Raw genomic sequence first — 19,078 nt, forward strand, 5'->3', positions numbered from 1 at the left:
TATGCCACAATCATCGCGCTAAATTCGGGACTGCCTGTTTGAAAGAGGTGCTCTTCCGGATCAGTTCAATCTGCTGCTGCGCATCATGTTGCTGCCTTTCCATTTTCAGCTGAAGGTACATCCTGTTAAGGAGGCCGTAGTTCATCAGGGCCAGCACTTTGAAGTCGAGCTTCTGTGCGATCTCCACGCCATTCTCCGCCAGCCTGATGGCTTTGTTGTATTCCTGTCCCTTGCTGTATACATTGGCGTGCAACAGTTTCTGATAGGCTTCGAGATATTTGCCGCTGAAATAATCTGATGAATATTTTTTCAGTACCTGGTCGGTATGGCGGCAGAGCCTTTCTGCAGCTGCAACATCGCCGAGACCAAGGTGAGCATGCGCCTGCCAGCAAAGCAGCATCAAACGGAAGGCGTCTGTTTTGCGATGTGGTAAAGACGGATAGGTCTCAAACATCTGCTGGGTGAAGCGCAGCAGCTCATTGAAATCTTCGAGCAGCACAAACACAATACCCATGTTACGGAACACTACCTCCTGCGGTACGGTGATATGTTTGCCATTACCGCTCCAATAGCGGGGATAGTTGTAGATCTTCTCCCGGATCACTTCATTCACAATGCCGAACTTCAGAAATTCGTAGATGAACAGCTGAATTTCGTACGGACTTACCCACAGCTCATCGGCGAAATCGTCCGGGCCATATATCTTTTTAATATTGTTGAGTTCCTGTTCGCACTGCTCTGCATCCAGTTGCAGCAGGGCGATGGTGAACAGCATGTTCCTGATCTTGAGTTTATCTTCCTTGATCTCTGCCAGCTGTAGCAGGGCGTTCAGGACTTTACGTTTTCTGAAGTGTATAAATTCGTCATTGATAAAATTGCTGATGGGATTCTTTTTAAAGAAACCTGCCGGGAAGATGGATTTTAACTCCATCTGATCATTACCATCATGTTGATAATGTAATACGAGGTATTCCAGCAGATGTGATTTTTCGATATTGGCCAACGGCAGGTGCAGCATCTTCATGATACCGTCTGTTTGCTGGTGATTGATCGCGTAGCGCAGCAGCCATTTGAAAACGCCCACGCGGTATACCGTTTGGGGCAGATGGGTGAGCACGCCCATCAGTGCAGATTCATTCACCTCTTGCCTGTTCTTGTGCAGATAATGCATCGCCACAAAATATTCCAGCAGGAAGGTATGGGCGAAACGCACTTTCACATGGAACATGATCTCCTGGCTCAGGTTTTCTTCCACCAATATATTATCTGCCAGCAGTTCCTTATATGCCGGGAACAGGTCCGGGTTCTGGTTCAGCAGAAGGTGTTTGTCGGTGTAGATGCCCGCACGGCCCAGGTCCAGCAGGGTGAGCAACTGCTCGATGATCCTGATCTTGAATGAGTTGGTTTGCGAATTGAAGACGCGGTGCTGGATGAACCGGGAGATGATTTCATACAGGCTGAGATGTTCATCTACAAACGTTTGTTCCGGCCCGCTGTTCAACTGACAGAAGAGTTGCAGATAATAAGGATGCCTGAGTTTTTGCAGGAAGCTCTCGGAGAACATCCGCACGGTGGCGGGATCGAACTGGTGGTTATATAATATGGACTTCACTTCCTGTTCCGCGAGTTGCGGCAGGTTGATATTGGTTTCCTCATCCATTTCCGGCCCGAGGTACCAATAGCGGCGGAAGGCCGGGTACTGTTGCGAATGCTGGAATATCTCGGCCCAGGTGCTGCTGCGGATAGAGAGGATCACTTTCACCCATGGGTAGAGATCGTTCGAGTATACGAAGTCTTCCAGTTTGGTATACAGCAGGCGGAGCTTCTCTCCTGCTACTGCAATTTCATCGAAGCCATCGATGATCAATATCAGGCGTCCACCTTTTTTATCGAAGTGGCTGGCGAAGTATTCGCGGAAGTTTTCACCATTGCCAAGGTTCAGCTGGTTGTCGAGCCATGCAGATAGCGAGAATCCTTTCAGCAGGAGGCTGCCGGCGGCATGTGCATGAATGAACCAGCAGATGTCTTGCTTGTAGCGGGCTTCTTTTCCGAACCAGAAATGTTCGGCGAGGTGAACGAGCGCGATAGACTTGCCCCATCCTGAAGGTGCGATGAGTGCAGTGGCGGCGTAGTCGCTTTCCAGGAACCGTTCGATGTGTGCATTGCAGAACTGCCGTGGTACGGTAGACGGAAAGGCAATGCCCGAGCGGTTTTTGAGCGTAAGGATCGTATAGTGGGATACGGCATCGGCTTTGGTTTTCAGGTCAGCCCATTTGCCGGTGTCTACGGGGATCTCGGAGGAGGCGTTGAGTTTCCGGTAATGGTGCTGTTGAAAATCTTCCCAGTCTTTATATTGACAGTACTGGGACAAGGTATTGAGGGTATACCTTGAAAAGCTGTGCTGTGCCACGGCAAATCCGAACACTCGTTTGAGCGTCGTTTCGCTGACCAGCTTAGTGGTATCGTCCAATATGGACTGAGAGAGATGTTTGCAATCTCCCGGCAACATGACTTCAACACCAAATCTGCGTAAGACTTCTTTCTGCAGAGTTATGATAAAGTCATAGGATAGATCTATCATAGGGGACAATAATGGATTATGGAATTTTACGGTACAAGGTTAATTACGTAGTGGTCAGGGGTTTAGATTTTACAAAGGCAAAATGAACAAAATGAACAGGGGATATTAAATTGAATTACATATGTTGTATTTTTTAATGTAATAGAATATTTTATAGATAGATATCATATATAAATATGAGATAGGCAGTAAGATGCCAGAATAAAGTCCAACAATCACCCTAGCCCTCACATCTCCTGTATTCAGGCTTGGCGCTGCCAGAAAAAAAATGAAAATTTTTTTCAATTGCTTGTTTTTCCTGCCACAACAGTTTATTCATTTTTTCAGGGTAATCCACACGCTAAATTGAACAAACTGAACGGAAAAAAGACAAACTGAACAAGATGGTTGTGCTGAATCAAATGAACAAAAAGAACCTTTCGATAACGCCAGTATCCATTTACTTTCGTACTCGCTGTAACAATATTTTAACATTTTTCCAGAGAAGAAAAAGTCGCCAGATAGTGGACAACACGAATGGGTAATACTGTACTGAACGGTGAAAATATCTTTCTCGCTTGTTGCACCTCATAACCTCCTGCCTGCCTAAGAGTTCTTGAAACAAGGACATTAAGAATGCTTTATAAAACCCACTATTGCTATGCATCCTATCTTTACTCCTAAGGGGTCATCAAGGGCTTTCTCTTTATTATTTATCTTCCTCTCGCTGATTATTTCAGCAAGCGGAGCGATCTACGCCCTGGGAACAAAAACTGTTCCTGTTGCACATGGCAATCTGAACAACGGAGGGTTTAACTTCCTGGGAACTTATCTCAGGCAGCACCCTAACGCACCACTGAATCCCAACAGGATGGCCACTGGCCAACTGGCTGCAGGGCCCTTGTGGAGCTTCGCTTCCGGACAGAGCCAGGTTACTACTGGCGGCTGTTTGTTGTGCACCATCAATAACCCGCAACTGGCAATAGATGGGGATACAACTACCGCATCTACCCTCGTATTGGCTGCAGGCGTAGTAGGCAGCATAGGGCAGAAATTGCAATTCTCCGGCTCGTACCTGGCCGGCGACCAGGTAGCAATAGACCTGGAAATCCCTAACCAGATCTACACCAAACAATTATTATCTGCGGTACAAATACAGACATTCAATGCCGGTGTTGCCAATAATGATCCGGTTACACTGGACAATGCATTGGTGAGAGTACAGGTGTTGGGCATCGGCTTGGGCACTACCAATAAATTCCGTGTAGTAGTGCCGATCGCAAAAGATTTTGATGCCGTGCAAGTGAGCCTGTCGGCCCTGTTTGCCGAATTTGGCTCTTTGAGAATATATGAGGCCGCTGCTATCATTCCGGTAACAGTGCCCACACCACCAGTGATCCCCGTAGGCGGTAGCACCACGCTGAATGCCTCTATGCCGCGTATACCCGGCGCCACATTCAAATGGTACAGCACACCGGCAGGTGGCACGCCACTATCCACCAGCAGCTCATTTACTACACCGGCACTGAGCAGAAGCACCACCTATTATGTAGAAGCATCTACCGGCACACCCGGGTTACAAAGTTATGTACGCACACCGGTGCATGTAACAGTGAGCGGCGGAAACGGCGCACTGTGGAGCTTTGCATCGGATCAGCAAAGTCCGATCACCAGCGGCCTGGCCTGTGCATTGTGTTTTGTGGACTATCCGGAACTGGCAGTCGATACCGACACCAGTACTGCATCCAGGATTGTGTTGCCCGCAGGTATTGCAACTTCTGCCGGTCAGCGCCTGATCTTCTCCGGTTCATATAAAGCAGGCGATAATATCGCGCTTGATCTGGAAATTCCGAATAAATTTTACACTAAACAAGCGCTCTCCGGTATTCAGATAGAAACATTCAATAACGGAGTTTCCAATGGCGACGCCACCAATATAGGTACTGCATTGCTACGCTTGCAGGCGCTCGGTATAGGGCCTGGAGGTATCAGTAAATTCAGAGTGATATTTCCTGTAACGAAAGATTTCAATGCTGTGCAAGTGAGCCTCTCTGCGTTATTCGCAGAGTTTGGCGCATTAAAGATCTATGATGCTGCCGCATTTATTCCGGTGAAAGTATCGCAGGATACTGTTAGTATCACTTCAGGTCAAACCGCTAATCTCACAGCATCCATCGATCCGCGTATGGCCGGCGCTACCTTCGCCTGGTACGCCGATTCTGTTGGCGGTACCCCGCTTGCTACCGGGCCGTCTTTCACCACACCTGCGCTCACCACTTCTACCAATTATTATGTTGAGGCCACCACCCCGGATGGCCTGCACAGTTTTGTGCGTACACCCGTGAACGTTAGTGTTAGCGGTGGCGCCGGCGCTATCTGGAGTTTTGCCAATAGCCAAACAAGCCCCATCACTGGCGGTATTGCCTGCGCATTGTGCTTTGTAGACAGCGCTGCCCTGGCGGTGGATGGCGATACCACTACTGCATCTAAACTGGTGCTGCCAGTGGGCGCCGTTACGTCTATCGGTCAGTTGCTGAAGTTCCCCGGCAGCTATAAAGCGGGCGACAATATCGCGCTTGATCTCCAGATACCGAATGCGATCTATACCAAACAATTGTTATCTGCCGTGAAGGTGCATACCTTCAACGGTGGCGTAGATAATGCCGATCCCGTTACATTGAACAGTGCATTGATACGTTTGCAGGCACTGGGCATTGGTATCGGCGGCACACCCAAGTTCCGGGTGATCATCCCTGTACAGAAAGATTTTGATGCCGTGCAGGTAGACCTTTCTGCGCTCTTCGCAGAATTTGGTTCCCTGCGCATCTATGAAGCATCTGCCTTTATTCCTGTCACAGTTACACCTGATTCCGCCATGGTAGTGCGTGGCGGCACCACCACGCTCAATGCGGCCATCGCCCGTGTGCCGGGAGCTACCTTCCAGTGGTTCAGCACTCCCAGTGGCGGCACGCCGCTGGGCAATGGAGCCAGCTTCACAACACCGGCATTGACTAACACTACTACCTATTATGTACAGGCAACCAGCCCTACCGGCAAATCCAGCTATGTTCGTACGCCCGTTACCGTTAATGTGGTGAATGGCGCCGGCGCTATCTGGAGCTATGCCGATCAGGAACAAAGTCCTATCACCAGCGGTGTAGCTTGTGCATTGTGCTTTGTAGACAGCGCTGCCCTGGCGGTGGATGGCGATACCACTACTGCATCTAAACTGGTGCTGCCCGTAGGCGCGCTCACCTCTGTTGGACAGTTATTGAAATTCCCTGGTAATTATAAAGCGGGTAATAGCATCGCGCTTGATCTTCAAATACCCAATACGATCTATACCAAACAGTTGTTATCTGCTGTGAAGGTGCATACCTTCAATGGTGGCGTCGACAATGCGGATCCCGTTACCTTGAACAGCGCTTTGATACGTTTGCAGGCATTGGGCATTGGTATTGGCGGTACGCCCAAGTTCCGCGTGATCATCCCTGTCCAGAAAGATTTTGATGCCGTGCAGGTAGACCTTTCTGCGCTCTTCGCAGAATTTGGTTCGCTGCGCATTTATGATGCAACGGCATTTATACCAGTAAAAGTTTCTCCGGATACCGCCAACGTGGTACGTGGCGGCAGCGTTACATTTGCTGCCAGCATCAACCAGATACCTGGTGCTACTATTCAATGGTTCAGCACTCCTACTGGCGGTACGCCGTTGAGCAGCGGCCCCAGTTTTACTACTCCTGCATTGAGCCGGAGCATCACCTATTATGCAGAAGCCACCAGCCCCGACGGCAAGAAGAGCTACGTGCGCACTGCTGTGCCAGTAACCGTTTCCGGTGGCGTAGGCCCGCTCTGGAGCTATGCTGATCAGGAACAAAGCCCGATCACCAGCGGCGTAGCATGCGCATTGTGCTTTGTAGACAGCGCCAACCTGGCCATTGATGGCGATACCACTACTGCATCAAAACTGGTGTTGCCAGTAGGCGCACTCACATCAGTAGGACAGTTACTGAAGTTCCCCGGAAGTTATAAAGCGGGCGACAATATCGCACTCGATCTCCAGATACCTAATACCATCTATACCAAACAGCTGTTGTCTGCTGTGAAGGTGCATACCTTCAATGGCAGTGTTGATAATGCCGATCCGGTTACGTTGAACAGTTCGTTGATACGTTTACAGCTATTGGGCATAGGTATAGGCGGCACGCCGAAATTCCGTGTGATCATTCCTGTGCAGAAAGACTTCGACGCCGTGCAGGTAGACCTCTCTGCTCTCTTTGCAGAATTTGGTTCACTGCGCATTTATGAAGCTACCGCGTTCATACCTGTTACCGTTACACCACCAGCGCCTACTACTACGGCTGGCGGCACGGTTGCGTTAACGGCAGGTATCGATCAAACAAGGATCAGTAATCCATCTTTCAACTGGTATACAACGCCAACCGGCGGCACACCTGTATTTACAGGCACTAACTTTACCACACCGCCACTGGCTCGTAATCAGACCTATTATCTGTCAGCTACCTCACCTGTTGATGGCCTGAACAGTTATGTTCGTACGCCGGTTTCGATTAAAGTGGCCGGTGGACCGGGCACCATCTGGAGCTTTGGCCAGGATCAGGTAAGTCCGATCACATCCGGTATTGCATGCGCGGCCTGCGTGGTCACCAATCCGCAACTCGCTGCAGATGGCGATACTACTACTGCATCTACCTTTACTACAGGCATAGGCGTAGGTACTACGCTCAGCCAGCAAGTAATAATGCCAGGCGTTTATCAACCTGGCGACAGTATTGTGCTTTTCATGGACCTGCCTGCAGATCCTATTCTGAATGCTCAATTGCTGCCAAATATCTCCGTACAAACTTTCAATAATGCCATCGCTGGCCCTGCAGTACCTAACAATGACCAGGTGTTCCTCAATAACACCGGGCTGGTAAGGTTACAGGCGCTGGGTCTTGGATTGAACGGCACTAATAAATTCCGCGTAACCATTCCGGCTACTAAAACATTTGATGCGGTACAGGTAGGACAAGGATCGCTGGCAGCATTGTCATCTTCCTTACATCTGTATGAAGTAGCAGCTGCTATTCCTGTAACGGTAACGCCTTCTCCTGCGACGGTTAATTACAACAAACCCGCTACGCTGAATGCGGCGATACGCGTGCCTAACGCCACCTTCCAATGGTTCACCACTCCAACGGGCGGTGCTCCGATCCCTGGTGGCGGCGCAACATTTACAACGCCTAATCTCACCCGGAATACTACTTACTTTGTAGAAGCAACCGATCCTGCCGGTACAAAGAGCTTTACTCGTACAGCCGTTACCGTTAAGGTGAGCGGCGGCAATGGCCCGCTGTGGTCATATGGTACTGACCAGGTAAGCCCCATCACCGGTGGTATAGCCTGTGCGCTTTGTACTGTTCAGGATTCGCTGAAGGCGATAGATGGCGATACTACTACTGCTTCCAAACTGATTGCACCAATCGGCCTGTTGGGATCTGTTAGCCAGAAGATCATCTTCCCTGGCGCTTACCAGGCTGGCGACAGTATTATCCTCTTCCTGGGATCTCCTGTTGATCTGCTTGCACAGGCAAGTGTGCTGAAGAGTATCTCTGTACAAACTTCCAAAGCTGGCGTAGAGAATGGTGATATTACGCCGCTTAACCAAAATGTTATAGGCCTTAATGTGCTGGGATTGGGAACAGACGGTTCGCACAAATATCGTGTGGCAATACCTGCAACGAAACCGTTTGATGCCGCGCAGGTGAACCTGGGCGGACTGGCCACTGTGAGCAATTCATTGAATGTTTATGAAGTGGCTGCCAGCATCCCGGTTACAGTAGCAGTTACACCAACTGATACCACCGTGAATGTAGGACAAACAGCTACTTTCAATGCATCTATACCGAGAATACCGGATGCTACTTTCACCTGGTATGAAACCCCGACAGGCGGTACTGCGTTGGCTACCACCAACAGCTTCACCACTCCGCCGCTCACACAGGGCAAAACATATTATGTAGAAGCTACTTCTCCATCTGATGGACTGGTTAGCTTCCAGCGTACAGCCGTTACCGTTAGAGTTAACAATGCGCCTACAAATGCCAGTCTGGCCTGCGGTGCTGCGAAAACCCAAACGTGGGGGCCAACAGGTATTTGCTTGCTCTGTTCCGTGGATTCTGCTGCCAATGCAGTAGATAATTCCATTTACACCGCATCTGCTATCCACACTGTGATAGGTGTACTTGGCGGAGAACAACAAACGCTCAGCTTCGGAAAAACCGGAAAAGGAACAGACAGCATCCGCATCAAGATCGGTATCCCTGCTTCCCTGATCGATGCCGGTATATTGAGTAATATATCCATTACTACCTATAACGCTGGTGTTGCCAAAGTCACCACCCCATTGAGCGGCGGCTTGCTGACGCTTACGCTGTTAGGAACAGAACAGGTGGGAACCTTGACGATACCGGCCGGTCAACCTTTTGACGCTGTACAAGTAGGCGTAACAGGACTGGCCTCTGTTGCCACTACCGTGAAGATATACTATGCCAGCATTGTTACGCCAAATGCGGCTGTTACCAATAGTAATGTGAATGTTTGTACCGGCGCTACCGCTACGCTTACCACCAGTGGTCCTGCCGGGTACTCCTTCCGTTGGTATAACCAGGCCGTTGGCGGCACGCCGATCGGCTTTGGTCCTTCCTTTACAACGCCTGCCCTGACTGCCGATGCGAACTACTATGTAGAAGCGATCACACAGGATGCAGATAGCTGTGCCAGCAGTGTTCGTACACTCGTTTCCGTTAGGATCGGTCAGCCAACAGTAGCTGTTACGCCAGCTTCTGCACAGGTAGCACAGGGCGCTACTCCAACCTTCAACGTAGTAAGCCCGGTAGCTACCAATAAATACAACTGGTATACAACGCCAACCGGCGGAACACCTGTGTTTGTAGGGCCTACCTTCAGTGTACCGCCTGTAACAGGCAATATCACTTATTATGTTGAATCCACAGATGCTACCGGTACTTGTAAGAGTCTGAGAACACCGGTGGCTATCACCCTTACCGGTGGTGGAGGACCATCATCACCTGGAGATATTGATTGCGGTGGCGCTACCAGCCAGCTCAGTTACGCGAGTGGTTTGTGCGTAGGATGTTATGTTGAAAAACAAGATTCTTCTGTAGATAACAGTACTGCTACAGCATCGGTGTTACATACCATCCTGGGCGTGCTGGGTGCTTATACTCAGCAGACGCTGATCTTCCCAACACCTGGTAACGCTGGCGACAGCGTGCGGGTGGGATTGTCTGTAAACACCGGATTGCTCGATGCAAGTGTATTGGGCAGCATAGTGATCGGCTCTTACAATGGTTCAACATCTAACAACGACAGTATTGCACTCAATAGCGCACTGATTAAACTGAACCTGCTGAGTGGCAGCCAGCGTGCTACCATCGCCTTCAAGCCTGCCGGTAATTTCGACAGGATATTTGTAAGGCTCAACTCAGGCGTGGCTACAGCGCTTACTTCGCTGAACCTGCACTATGCACAGATATTCACCGGTACGCCTACTGTTGAAAAAGACACTGTGTATGTATGCTCCGGTCAGACCGCAACACTCAAAGCAACCGGCCCGGGCAGCAGCTTCCGCTGGTACAACCAGATAACTGGCGGTACGCCGCTGGCAACTACTGCTACTTATACGGTTCCTAACGTTACCGCAAATGCAGTATACTATGTAGAATCTGTATCCGGACCGGGTTGTACCAGCCCTGCCCGTAAAGCAGTGAATATAATAGTAGGATTACCAACAGTGATCGTTGCTCCGCAAACAGTTAGTGTAAACAGCGGCAGTACGGCTACCTTCACCATCACCAATCCTAACCCGGCTTATCAGTATAACTGGTATGATGCACCGGCGGGAGGTACACAGGTAGCTGCCAATAAAACATCATTCACTACTCCACCGCTTACCGCTGCGAAGATCTACTACGTGGAAGCATTTGATCCGGTAGCAAGTTGCGCCAGCTCTCAACGTACGAAGGTGATTGCGAATATTAACATGTCGCCTGAACCAACACCATGCAGCTATGCAAACCAGCAACAGAGCCCGATCATCTCCGGCGTATGTGTGCTGTGCGGGGTTAGCAATCCTGGTTTGGCAGTAGATACCAACGCCAACTCTGCCTCCACGATCAGCGCTACACTCGGCGCGCTGGGCTATGTGGGTCAGTTACTGCAATTCCAGAATACGTATGCAGCCGGCGACAGTGTATCCGTTGATATGGAAATACCAGGACAGTTGGTGACAGCAGCATTGCTGGGTGGCATCAGGTTGCAGACATACAACGGCGCTACTCCGAACAATGATATGATCACACTGAACAGTGGCCTTGTTCATCTCTCCTTGCTGAGTACAGGTAACAGGTTCAGGGTAACGATACCAACAACCAATGCATTCAATGGTGTGCTGGTGAGCATCAATGGAACGGTTTCCTTGCTCACCGACCTCAATGTATACTTTGCAGCCGCCTTCCCGCCAAGGCCAACATTGTCACAAACCAGCTTCAGTACTTGCGCAGGCAAGCCGGATACCCTCACGGTAACTGCTCCTGCCAACGCTGACATCAAATGGTTTGATGCAGCCATCGGCGGTAACCAGGTGGGCAGTGGTTACACATTCATCACACCTGCGCTTACTACTACCACTACCTACTATGCCGAATCCGGCAAGTTTGGTTGTGCGAATCCTGTAAGAGTGCCGGCCATTGTAAACGTAGGCGCGGGCCCTGCTGCGCCAACAGCGCCAGGCGTTAGCCTCTGCGCAGGTGGTAAGGCTACATTGGTAGCTTCCGCTCCGGCAGGCGTACAGTTCCACTGGTATAGGAGCGCTACCGATACCGCAGTTCTGGCTACAGGTACCTCATTTGTAACGCCAGTGCTGACAGCCGATACCGCTTACTATGTGGCATCTGATAACAATGGCTGTATCAGTACGCGCACAAGGGTGCCAGTAACATTAGGCGCTGTACCGGGAGCATTCACCGTAACGCCTCAAAATACTACAGTAAGCAGAGGCCAGGGTGCTATCATTAACGCTACTGCCACCGGCGCCGGCGTTGTGTTCAAGTGGTATACCGCCACTGGCGACAGCATCTTTGTAGGCCCGAGCTTTAATACGGGACCATTACAATCAACATCCACCTATCTTGTAGAAGCAGTAGGGCCTAATGGTTGCGCTACTGCACGGCAAACAGTTACTGTAACCGTTCTTAACAGCAACGGCAATGACGTACCTTGCGACGCTGCTAATGATCAAACTAATACCGTCAACGGTATCTGCGTAGGTTGCTATGTAGACAATCCGGCACTCGCGGTAGACAGTTCTGTTTCTACTTCTTCAACGCTTCATGTAATAGCCGGCCTGCTTGGCGGTTATGTACAACAAACCCTGATATTCCCATCACCCAGCATTGCCGGTGATAGTGTGAATATCCTGCTCAACTTCCCGGTTGGACTGACAGATATAAGTCTGTTGTCGTCCTTACAGGTAGCAACTTACAACGGCGCTACCTTCAATAACGACCGTTTGTCTGTTGGCAGCACATTGCTGACATTAAGATTACTCAGCGGTAATCAGCAAGCAATGCTGACCTTCAAGCCAACGGCAACATTTGACCGTGTGGAAGTTCGCCTTAACTCTGGCGCTGCTACCCTGCTCACAGCGGTAGGCATCAATTACGCCAGCCGACTGGTAGCTACGCCACAGGTAGCCAGCGATTCCGTAACCGTTTGCTCTGGCGATTCTGCAAGAATGGCCGTGAAGAACCCGGTAAGCGGCGTTACCTACAGATGGTACAACCAGGCCAATGGCGGCACCGTACTGGGTACAGGCACCAGCTTCACCAGCACACCTGTTTCTGCTGCTACTACTTTCTATGTAGAAGCCAGCAAGACGCTCAATGGTTGCGCGAACCCGGTTCGCACAGCTGTTAAGGTGAATATGACTACACCGCCGGCAACCCCGGGTCAGCCTTCATCTGTAACGATCTGCGCTGGCGCTACCGCCGTACTGGCAGTACCAACACCTGATACTACGCTGCGCTATAACTGGTACAACGTAGCAACAGGTGGCGCCAAACTCAATACAGACAGCGGCTTTACGTTCAAGGCAGCCAATATTACTACAGATACCACCTTCTATGTGGAAGCAATGAACAAATGTGGTGCAGTGTCTGCAAGACAGTCTGTAAGTATCCATCTGGGCTCATCATTACAAACACCGGTGATCACACCATCTCCTGATACAGTGTTTATCAATCAACAGCCGGTATTACGTGCAACGCCACCGGTAGCCAACGCGGTTGTCGCATGGTTTGCATCCAATACTGCTACAGATACGCTGTTCAAAGGCACCACCTTTGCTCCGGCAGCTTCTACTACCGCTGGTACTGTGACCTATTGGGCACAGGCTATCATCTCCGGTAGTTGCGCATCTGCAAGAGTACCGGTGAATGTGGTAACGATCTCAGGTCCTGGTCCGATACCTGTTCCATGCGAAGGCGCTACTACCCAAACTGTTGGCGGCAACGGATTGCTGGTATTGGGTAATGTGTACAACCCGCAACTGGCAGTAGATAATGATCAAACCACGGCATCATCTCTCGTAATAAATCTCGGTGCATTGAATGCAAGCGTTTGGGAACGCGCAGGCTTCAACGGATTGTCTGCACCTGGCGACAGCGTACGTGTACTCTTGTCCAGCCCGAACCAGATACTCTCTGCCGCATTGCTGGCCAGCGTTCAGCTGACTACTTACAATGGTAGTGCGCCGCAGGATTCCGTGCTCACCAGCAACCCGCTCCTGTTCGTGAAACTGCTGGGTGGCGGCCGTCAGGCAGAACTGACCTTCCTGCCTGCTCATCCGTTCGATGCAGTAGAAGTGAAACTGAAATCCGGAATTGTTGGAGCGCTCACCGAAGTAGACTTTAACTACGCACGCCGTATTATGGCAGCGCCACAAGTACAGGCATCCAATGTGAGCGTCTGCGGAGGCAGCACGGCAACTCTCAACGTGGCGAACCCTGTAACCGGTATCACTTACCGCTGGTATACTTCCAATGGTACTTACCTGCCGGGTAAAGATGGCAACAGCTTTACTACAGGAGTATTGACCAAGGATAGCGTATTCTATGTAGAAGCATTCAGAGCTGCCACCGGCTGCGCCAGCAGTACCCGCACAGCAGTGAATGTATCAGTGGGGGCTATCCCTGTAGCACCGGCTGTATTGGCCGATACTGTTGCGGTATGCCCAGGCGCAGATGCTGTACTGGCTGTGTCCAACCCTGTGAAAGGCTATAGCTATGGCTGGTTCAACACACCAACTGGTGGCACACAACTGAATACCGACAGTGGTTTTGTTTACAAAGTGACGAATGTAACAGCACAAGCGATCTACTACGTACAAGCGAAGAACGATAGCTGTAACACTGTATCTGCTAACAGAACAGCGGTGTTGGTACAAACCGCGAGCAGCCTCGCTGCGCCAACGGTAACACCGTCGCCAGCCAGAGTAGACACCGGTCAACAGGCTATACTCACTGCATCTGCTGCTACAGCAAATGCATCCTTCACCTGGTTCCGTTCACAAACCGGAGCTGATACCCTGGCGAAAGGCGCTGTATTTACACCTGCCATCAGGCATGCAGCTGCTGTAGATACCTTCTGGGTAGAGGCATCATTGCCAGGTGCTGTAATGTGTAAGTCAGCACGCACCTCCGTGCTCGTGATCACATCGCCGGTACCTGTTGATGTAGTACCGTGCGAAGGCGCTACCAGTCAAACAACAGGAGGCAGCGGCCTGCTGGTAATGGGTAATGTTTACAACCCGCAACTGGCAGTAGATAATAATACCAATACTGCATCTTCTCTCGTAATAAACCTGGGCGCACTGAACGCCAATGTATGGGAACGTGCTTACTTCAATGGTCCATCTGCCATCGGCGATACTGTTAAAGTAATGCTCTCCAGCCCGAGCCAGATCCTCTCTGCCGCTCTGCTGGCCAGCGTACAGCTCACTACTTATAACGGCAACATACCAGGTGATTCCGTAACGCCGAGCAACCCGCTGGTGAACCTGAAAGTGCTCTCTGGTACAAGAGGCGTACTGCTGTCATTCGTTCCAACGAAGACATTCAATGCGATCGAAGTGAAACTGAAATCAGGAGTAGCAGCCGCATTGACCGCAGTAGACTTTAACTACGCACAACGTGCGATCGCTGCGCCAACAGCCACCGCAAGCGGCGACTCTACTGTCTGCGTTGGCAAGTCAGCTACCTTGTCTGTAGTGAACCCGCAACCGGGCCTGACTTACAGCTGGTACGACAGTAAAGGCGCACACCTGAAAGACAGCGTGGCCTTCGTTACTCCGACTACCCTGGCTGCCGGCAGCTATGGATATACCGTGAGCGCATCCAGGAATGGCTGTACCAGTGCAGCATCTGCACCGGTTAACGTAACCGTACAGGCAGTACCAGCGCCACCGGTAGCCGATAGCAGCAACCCGGCTGTAGTATGCGCAGGCAAGCTGCCGGTAACATTGAAAGTGAAACCAGTGGCTGGTATAACTTTCAACTGGTTCGATGCAAACGGCCAGCAGATCGCTACCAACAGCGCTACTTATACAACACAAGCAAACCTCATCGCAGGTAATTATACCTTCTTCGTAGTAGCTGCCAATACCAATGGCTGCTCTAACGACAGCGGTCGTACGAAGATTATGCTGAAAGTGGATAGCGCAGCTACCGCAGCCAGCATCAATATCAGCGATATAACAATCTGCGCAGGCGATACAGCGATACTGAAACCGACCAGCGCAATCAGCAACCCGGTATTCAAATGGTATGCAGATGCGAACAAAGTAACACCAATCACTACCGGTGTGAATACCGCGACAGGCGTACTCTCTATCCCGGGTCTTGCTACTGGCACTTACACCTACTATGTAAGCGTGAGCGATTCTGGTACCTGCGAAAATGCGGCCGGTGCGCTGAAGAAAGTAACGGTGAATGTAGGCAACAGAGCTACTGCGGCAGATATCACTGTCACAGGTGCTACTACTACCTGCCCGCAAACGACGGTTACCCTTACCGCCAGCAGCACCACCGTTACCAACCCGGTATTCAACTGGTACAGTGATTCCAAACTCACGCACCTCTTACATACCGGCGCTACTTACACTACCGACACATTGAATGCGGCTACCACTTACTATGTGAGTGTAACAGGCAGCAACAAGTGCGCTAACATGGCTGATTCCGGCAAAGCAGTTACTATCAATGTGAATGCTATCACAGTGCCGGTTGTAGCGCCTGTGGCCATCTGCAGCGGTCAAACAGCAACGCTGAGCGTATCCAACGCAGATGCATCCGTGACCTACACCTGGTATAACAACATGCTCCGCAGCAGCATCCTGCAAACCGGCAGCACATTCACTACCGGCGCGATCACCAGCGACACCGCCTTCTATCTCGAAGCGAAGAAAGGCGCCTGCGTACTGCAACTGGTGAAAGTAATGGTAACTGTAAACGGTGCACCATTACCAGTGGTAGACACAGTACAGGCAATATGTGCCGGCCAGCGCGCAACACTGAGCATCAAGACGCCAGTGGCAGGTATCACTTACAAATGGTTTAATGTAGCTACCGGTGGCACACCGTTGAACACCGACGCTGGTACTACCTTCATCACCGATACATTGCGTACCACTACCATATTCTACGTAGCGGCAGTAGGTAACGCAGCCTGCGTCGGCACATCCGCAAGGGTACCCGTTACAGTAACGATATCACCGCTGCCAGCAGCACCGCAACTGGTATCTGCTACACAAACAGTATGTGCAGGTAATGGCGTAATATTCCAGGTACTCAACCCTGATCCGAACATGACCTACCGCTGGACCAACAGCGCAGGTGTACAGATCGGCGCAGGACCGATAGATACTATCCCGGGTGTTACCACCACTGGCGACTACTACGTAACAGCGTTCAACAAGAATGGCTGTGGTGGCGGAGGCAGCAGCACTAAAGCACACGTAGACGTGAGCGGCTCACTCGTGAACCCGATAGTTGGCGACACTTCTATCTGCCGCAACCAGCCGGTAACACTGCAAGTGAAGAACATCACCGCAGGCGCCAGCTACAGCTGGTACAGCGCAGCAACAGGCGGACAGCTCCTGTCAAATGCAGCTACCTTCACAACAGGCACATTGTCCAGTGATACAGCCTTCTATGTACAGGCATCTAACGGTACATGTACCTCTGTTTCACGCACGAAAGTGAATGTGTTTGTAGGCAGCGCACCAAAACCAACTGTCGACAACAACAACAAACAAGTATGTGCGGGTAGCAGTGTAACCTTCACCATCACCTCTGCTACAAATGGTGTGACCTACAAGTGGTACAACGTGGCCACTGGTGGTACGCCACTGAACACAGATAATGGTGCAACCTTCACCAGCGGCGCACTCAGCGCATCTGTAACATACTATGTGGAAAGTGTAGCGGCCCTGAGCTGTGGCACGGCAGTATCTCCGAGAGTAGCCGTAGCAGCCACTGTACAACCGGCGCCGGCAGCACCACAACTGGTAACTAACAGCCAGCATGTATGTGGAGGCGGTAACGTTACCTTCAATATCAACAACCCGGATCCGTCACTCACCTACAACTGGTATGACGCAGCTGTAAACGGTACGCTGAAAGGCACCGGCACTTCCTTCACCGCCAGCGGTGTAACGGCCAGTGTGACTTACTATGTGGCCGCATTCAACAGCGCAGGTTGCAGCAATACCGGCGGCAGAACAGCAGCAGCGATCATCGTAGACGCTGCACCAGGTGCACCGGTAGTGACTATCCCGGCACAAACAACTTGTCTCAATAACATCGTAACATTCAACATCAGCAATCCTGATCCGGCCTTGACCTATAAATGGTACAACGCAGTAGGCAACGACAGCGTAGCCGTTGGTACATCCTTCACCACCGCTAAGCTCACCGCCACTACGAACTACTATGTAATAGCTCAAACCATCGGAGGCTGCAACAGCCTGTCACGTACCAATATCTCCGCTACCGTGGTGGATTCTATCAGCACGCCGAATGTAAATGCAACACAAACAGTATGTGTGGGTACACCGGCAACGCTGAGCGTGATCAACCCGAACAGCGGCCTGGTATACCACTGGTACCATACTGCTACTGATGCAACACCATTTGCTACCGGCAGCCAGGTACAGGTAACAGGCCTCACCGCTAATGCTTCCTTCTTCGTGGATGCACAGGTAGCGAACGGCACTTGTGTAAGCACCGGCAGAGCAAGAGTGGATGTAACAGTAAGCACCGTACCGCCAGTACCAACAGTGAAGAGCGCGAACGTGTCAACCTGCACCGGCGGCAATGCTACCCTGCAGGTACAGAACCCGAACCCGGCATTCACTTACACCTGGTACACTGCACCGCAAGGCGGCGCCAAAGTAAACACTGGCGACAGTGTAACCGTAGGCCCGATCAACGCGAACCAGGTTTACTATGTAGAAGCAACGAACGCCGGTGGCTGTGCAAGCCCGACACGCGCACTCGTGAATGTATTCGCAGGCGTTGCTCCTGATGCGCCAAGTGTAACAGGCAACGAGCCTGGTCAATGCCCGGGCAGCACTTACACGCTCACGGCTACTTCTACAACGCCAGGCGCTGTATTCAACTGGTACACCACCGCAACAGGCGGCGCGCCAGTGGCAACAGGTGCTACATTCATCACACCACAGATCAACGCAGATGTGACCTACTATGCAGAAGCAGCTATCGGTACCGGTTGCGCAAGCGCCAGCAGAACAGCGGTGAACATCGCCGTACTGAAACCGCTCGCAACACCAGTAGTAGATACAGCTAATACCACTGCTACCAGCATCACGTTCACATGGCAGCCGGTACCAGGAGCAACGCACTACGAAGTAACGCTCGATAACGGCGTGACCTTCATACCGCCTAGCTCCGGCGCTAACGGCACTACCCATACAGTAACCGGATTGCAGCCGAACCAAAGCGTAACGATTCGCGTAAGGGCGCTGAGCGATAAGGCTTGCCAAACCAGTGCACTCTCTAACGGTATCACCGATAAGACAAGGAACCCGCAAGGCAACAACATCTTTGTGCCAAACCTGTTCAGTCCGAACGGTGATGGTGTGAACGATATCCTGTACGTATACGGTACGTCCATCGCTCAACTCGAATTCAGGGTGTACAATCAGTGGGGTCAGCTGGCATTCCAGTCCAAAGACCAGCATATCGGATGGGATGGTACCATGGGTGGTCAGAAACAGCCGGTAGGCGTGTATGTATGGCAGCTCCGCGCAGTAATGCAGGATGGCACTGTGATCATCAAGAAAGGTAACGTAACCATAATGAGATAAAATTCTAAAACACAAGCCGGGGTGCTGGCGATCCCATCACCCGTGCC

General features: G+C 51.1%; 2 protein-coding genes. One reads left to right on the forward strand and one right to left on the reverse strand.

The window, feature by feature from the left end; translation table 11 throughout:
• Positions 1–10: 10 nt before the first annotated feature.
• The gene (locus FPG75_RS21055; protein WP_143309628.1) at positions 11–2,470 is read right to left on the reverse strand and encodes an NACHT domain-containing protein; all 2,460 of its coding nucleotides are present in this window, start codon (positions 2,468–2,470) and stop codon (positions 11–13) included.
• Positions 2,471–3,221: 751 nt separating this feature from the next.
• Between FPG75_RS21055 and FPG75_RS21060 the strand changes: the two genes are divergently transcribed.
• Positions 3,222–19,031, forward strand: a complete 15,810-nt coding sequence (locus tag FPG75_RS21060) for an Ig-like domain-containing protein (protein ID WP_143309630.1) — start codon at positions 3,222–3,224, stop codon at positions 19,029–19,031.
• The last annotated feature ends 47 nt before the right edge of the window (positions 19,032–19,078 follow it).

It is taken from the genome of Chitinophaga vietnamensis (assembly GCF_902167635.1).
GTDB lineage: Bacteria > Bacteroidota > Bacteroidia > Chitinophagales > Chitinophagaceae > Chitinophaga > Chitinophaga vietnamensis.

Coding starts and splice junctions, on each gene's coding strand:
- FPG75_RS21060 (WP_143309630.1), top strand. CDS start 3,222: ATGCATCCTATCTTTACTCCTAAGGGGTCATCAAGGGCTTTCTCTTTA.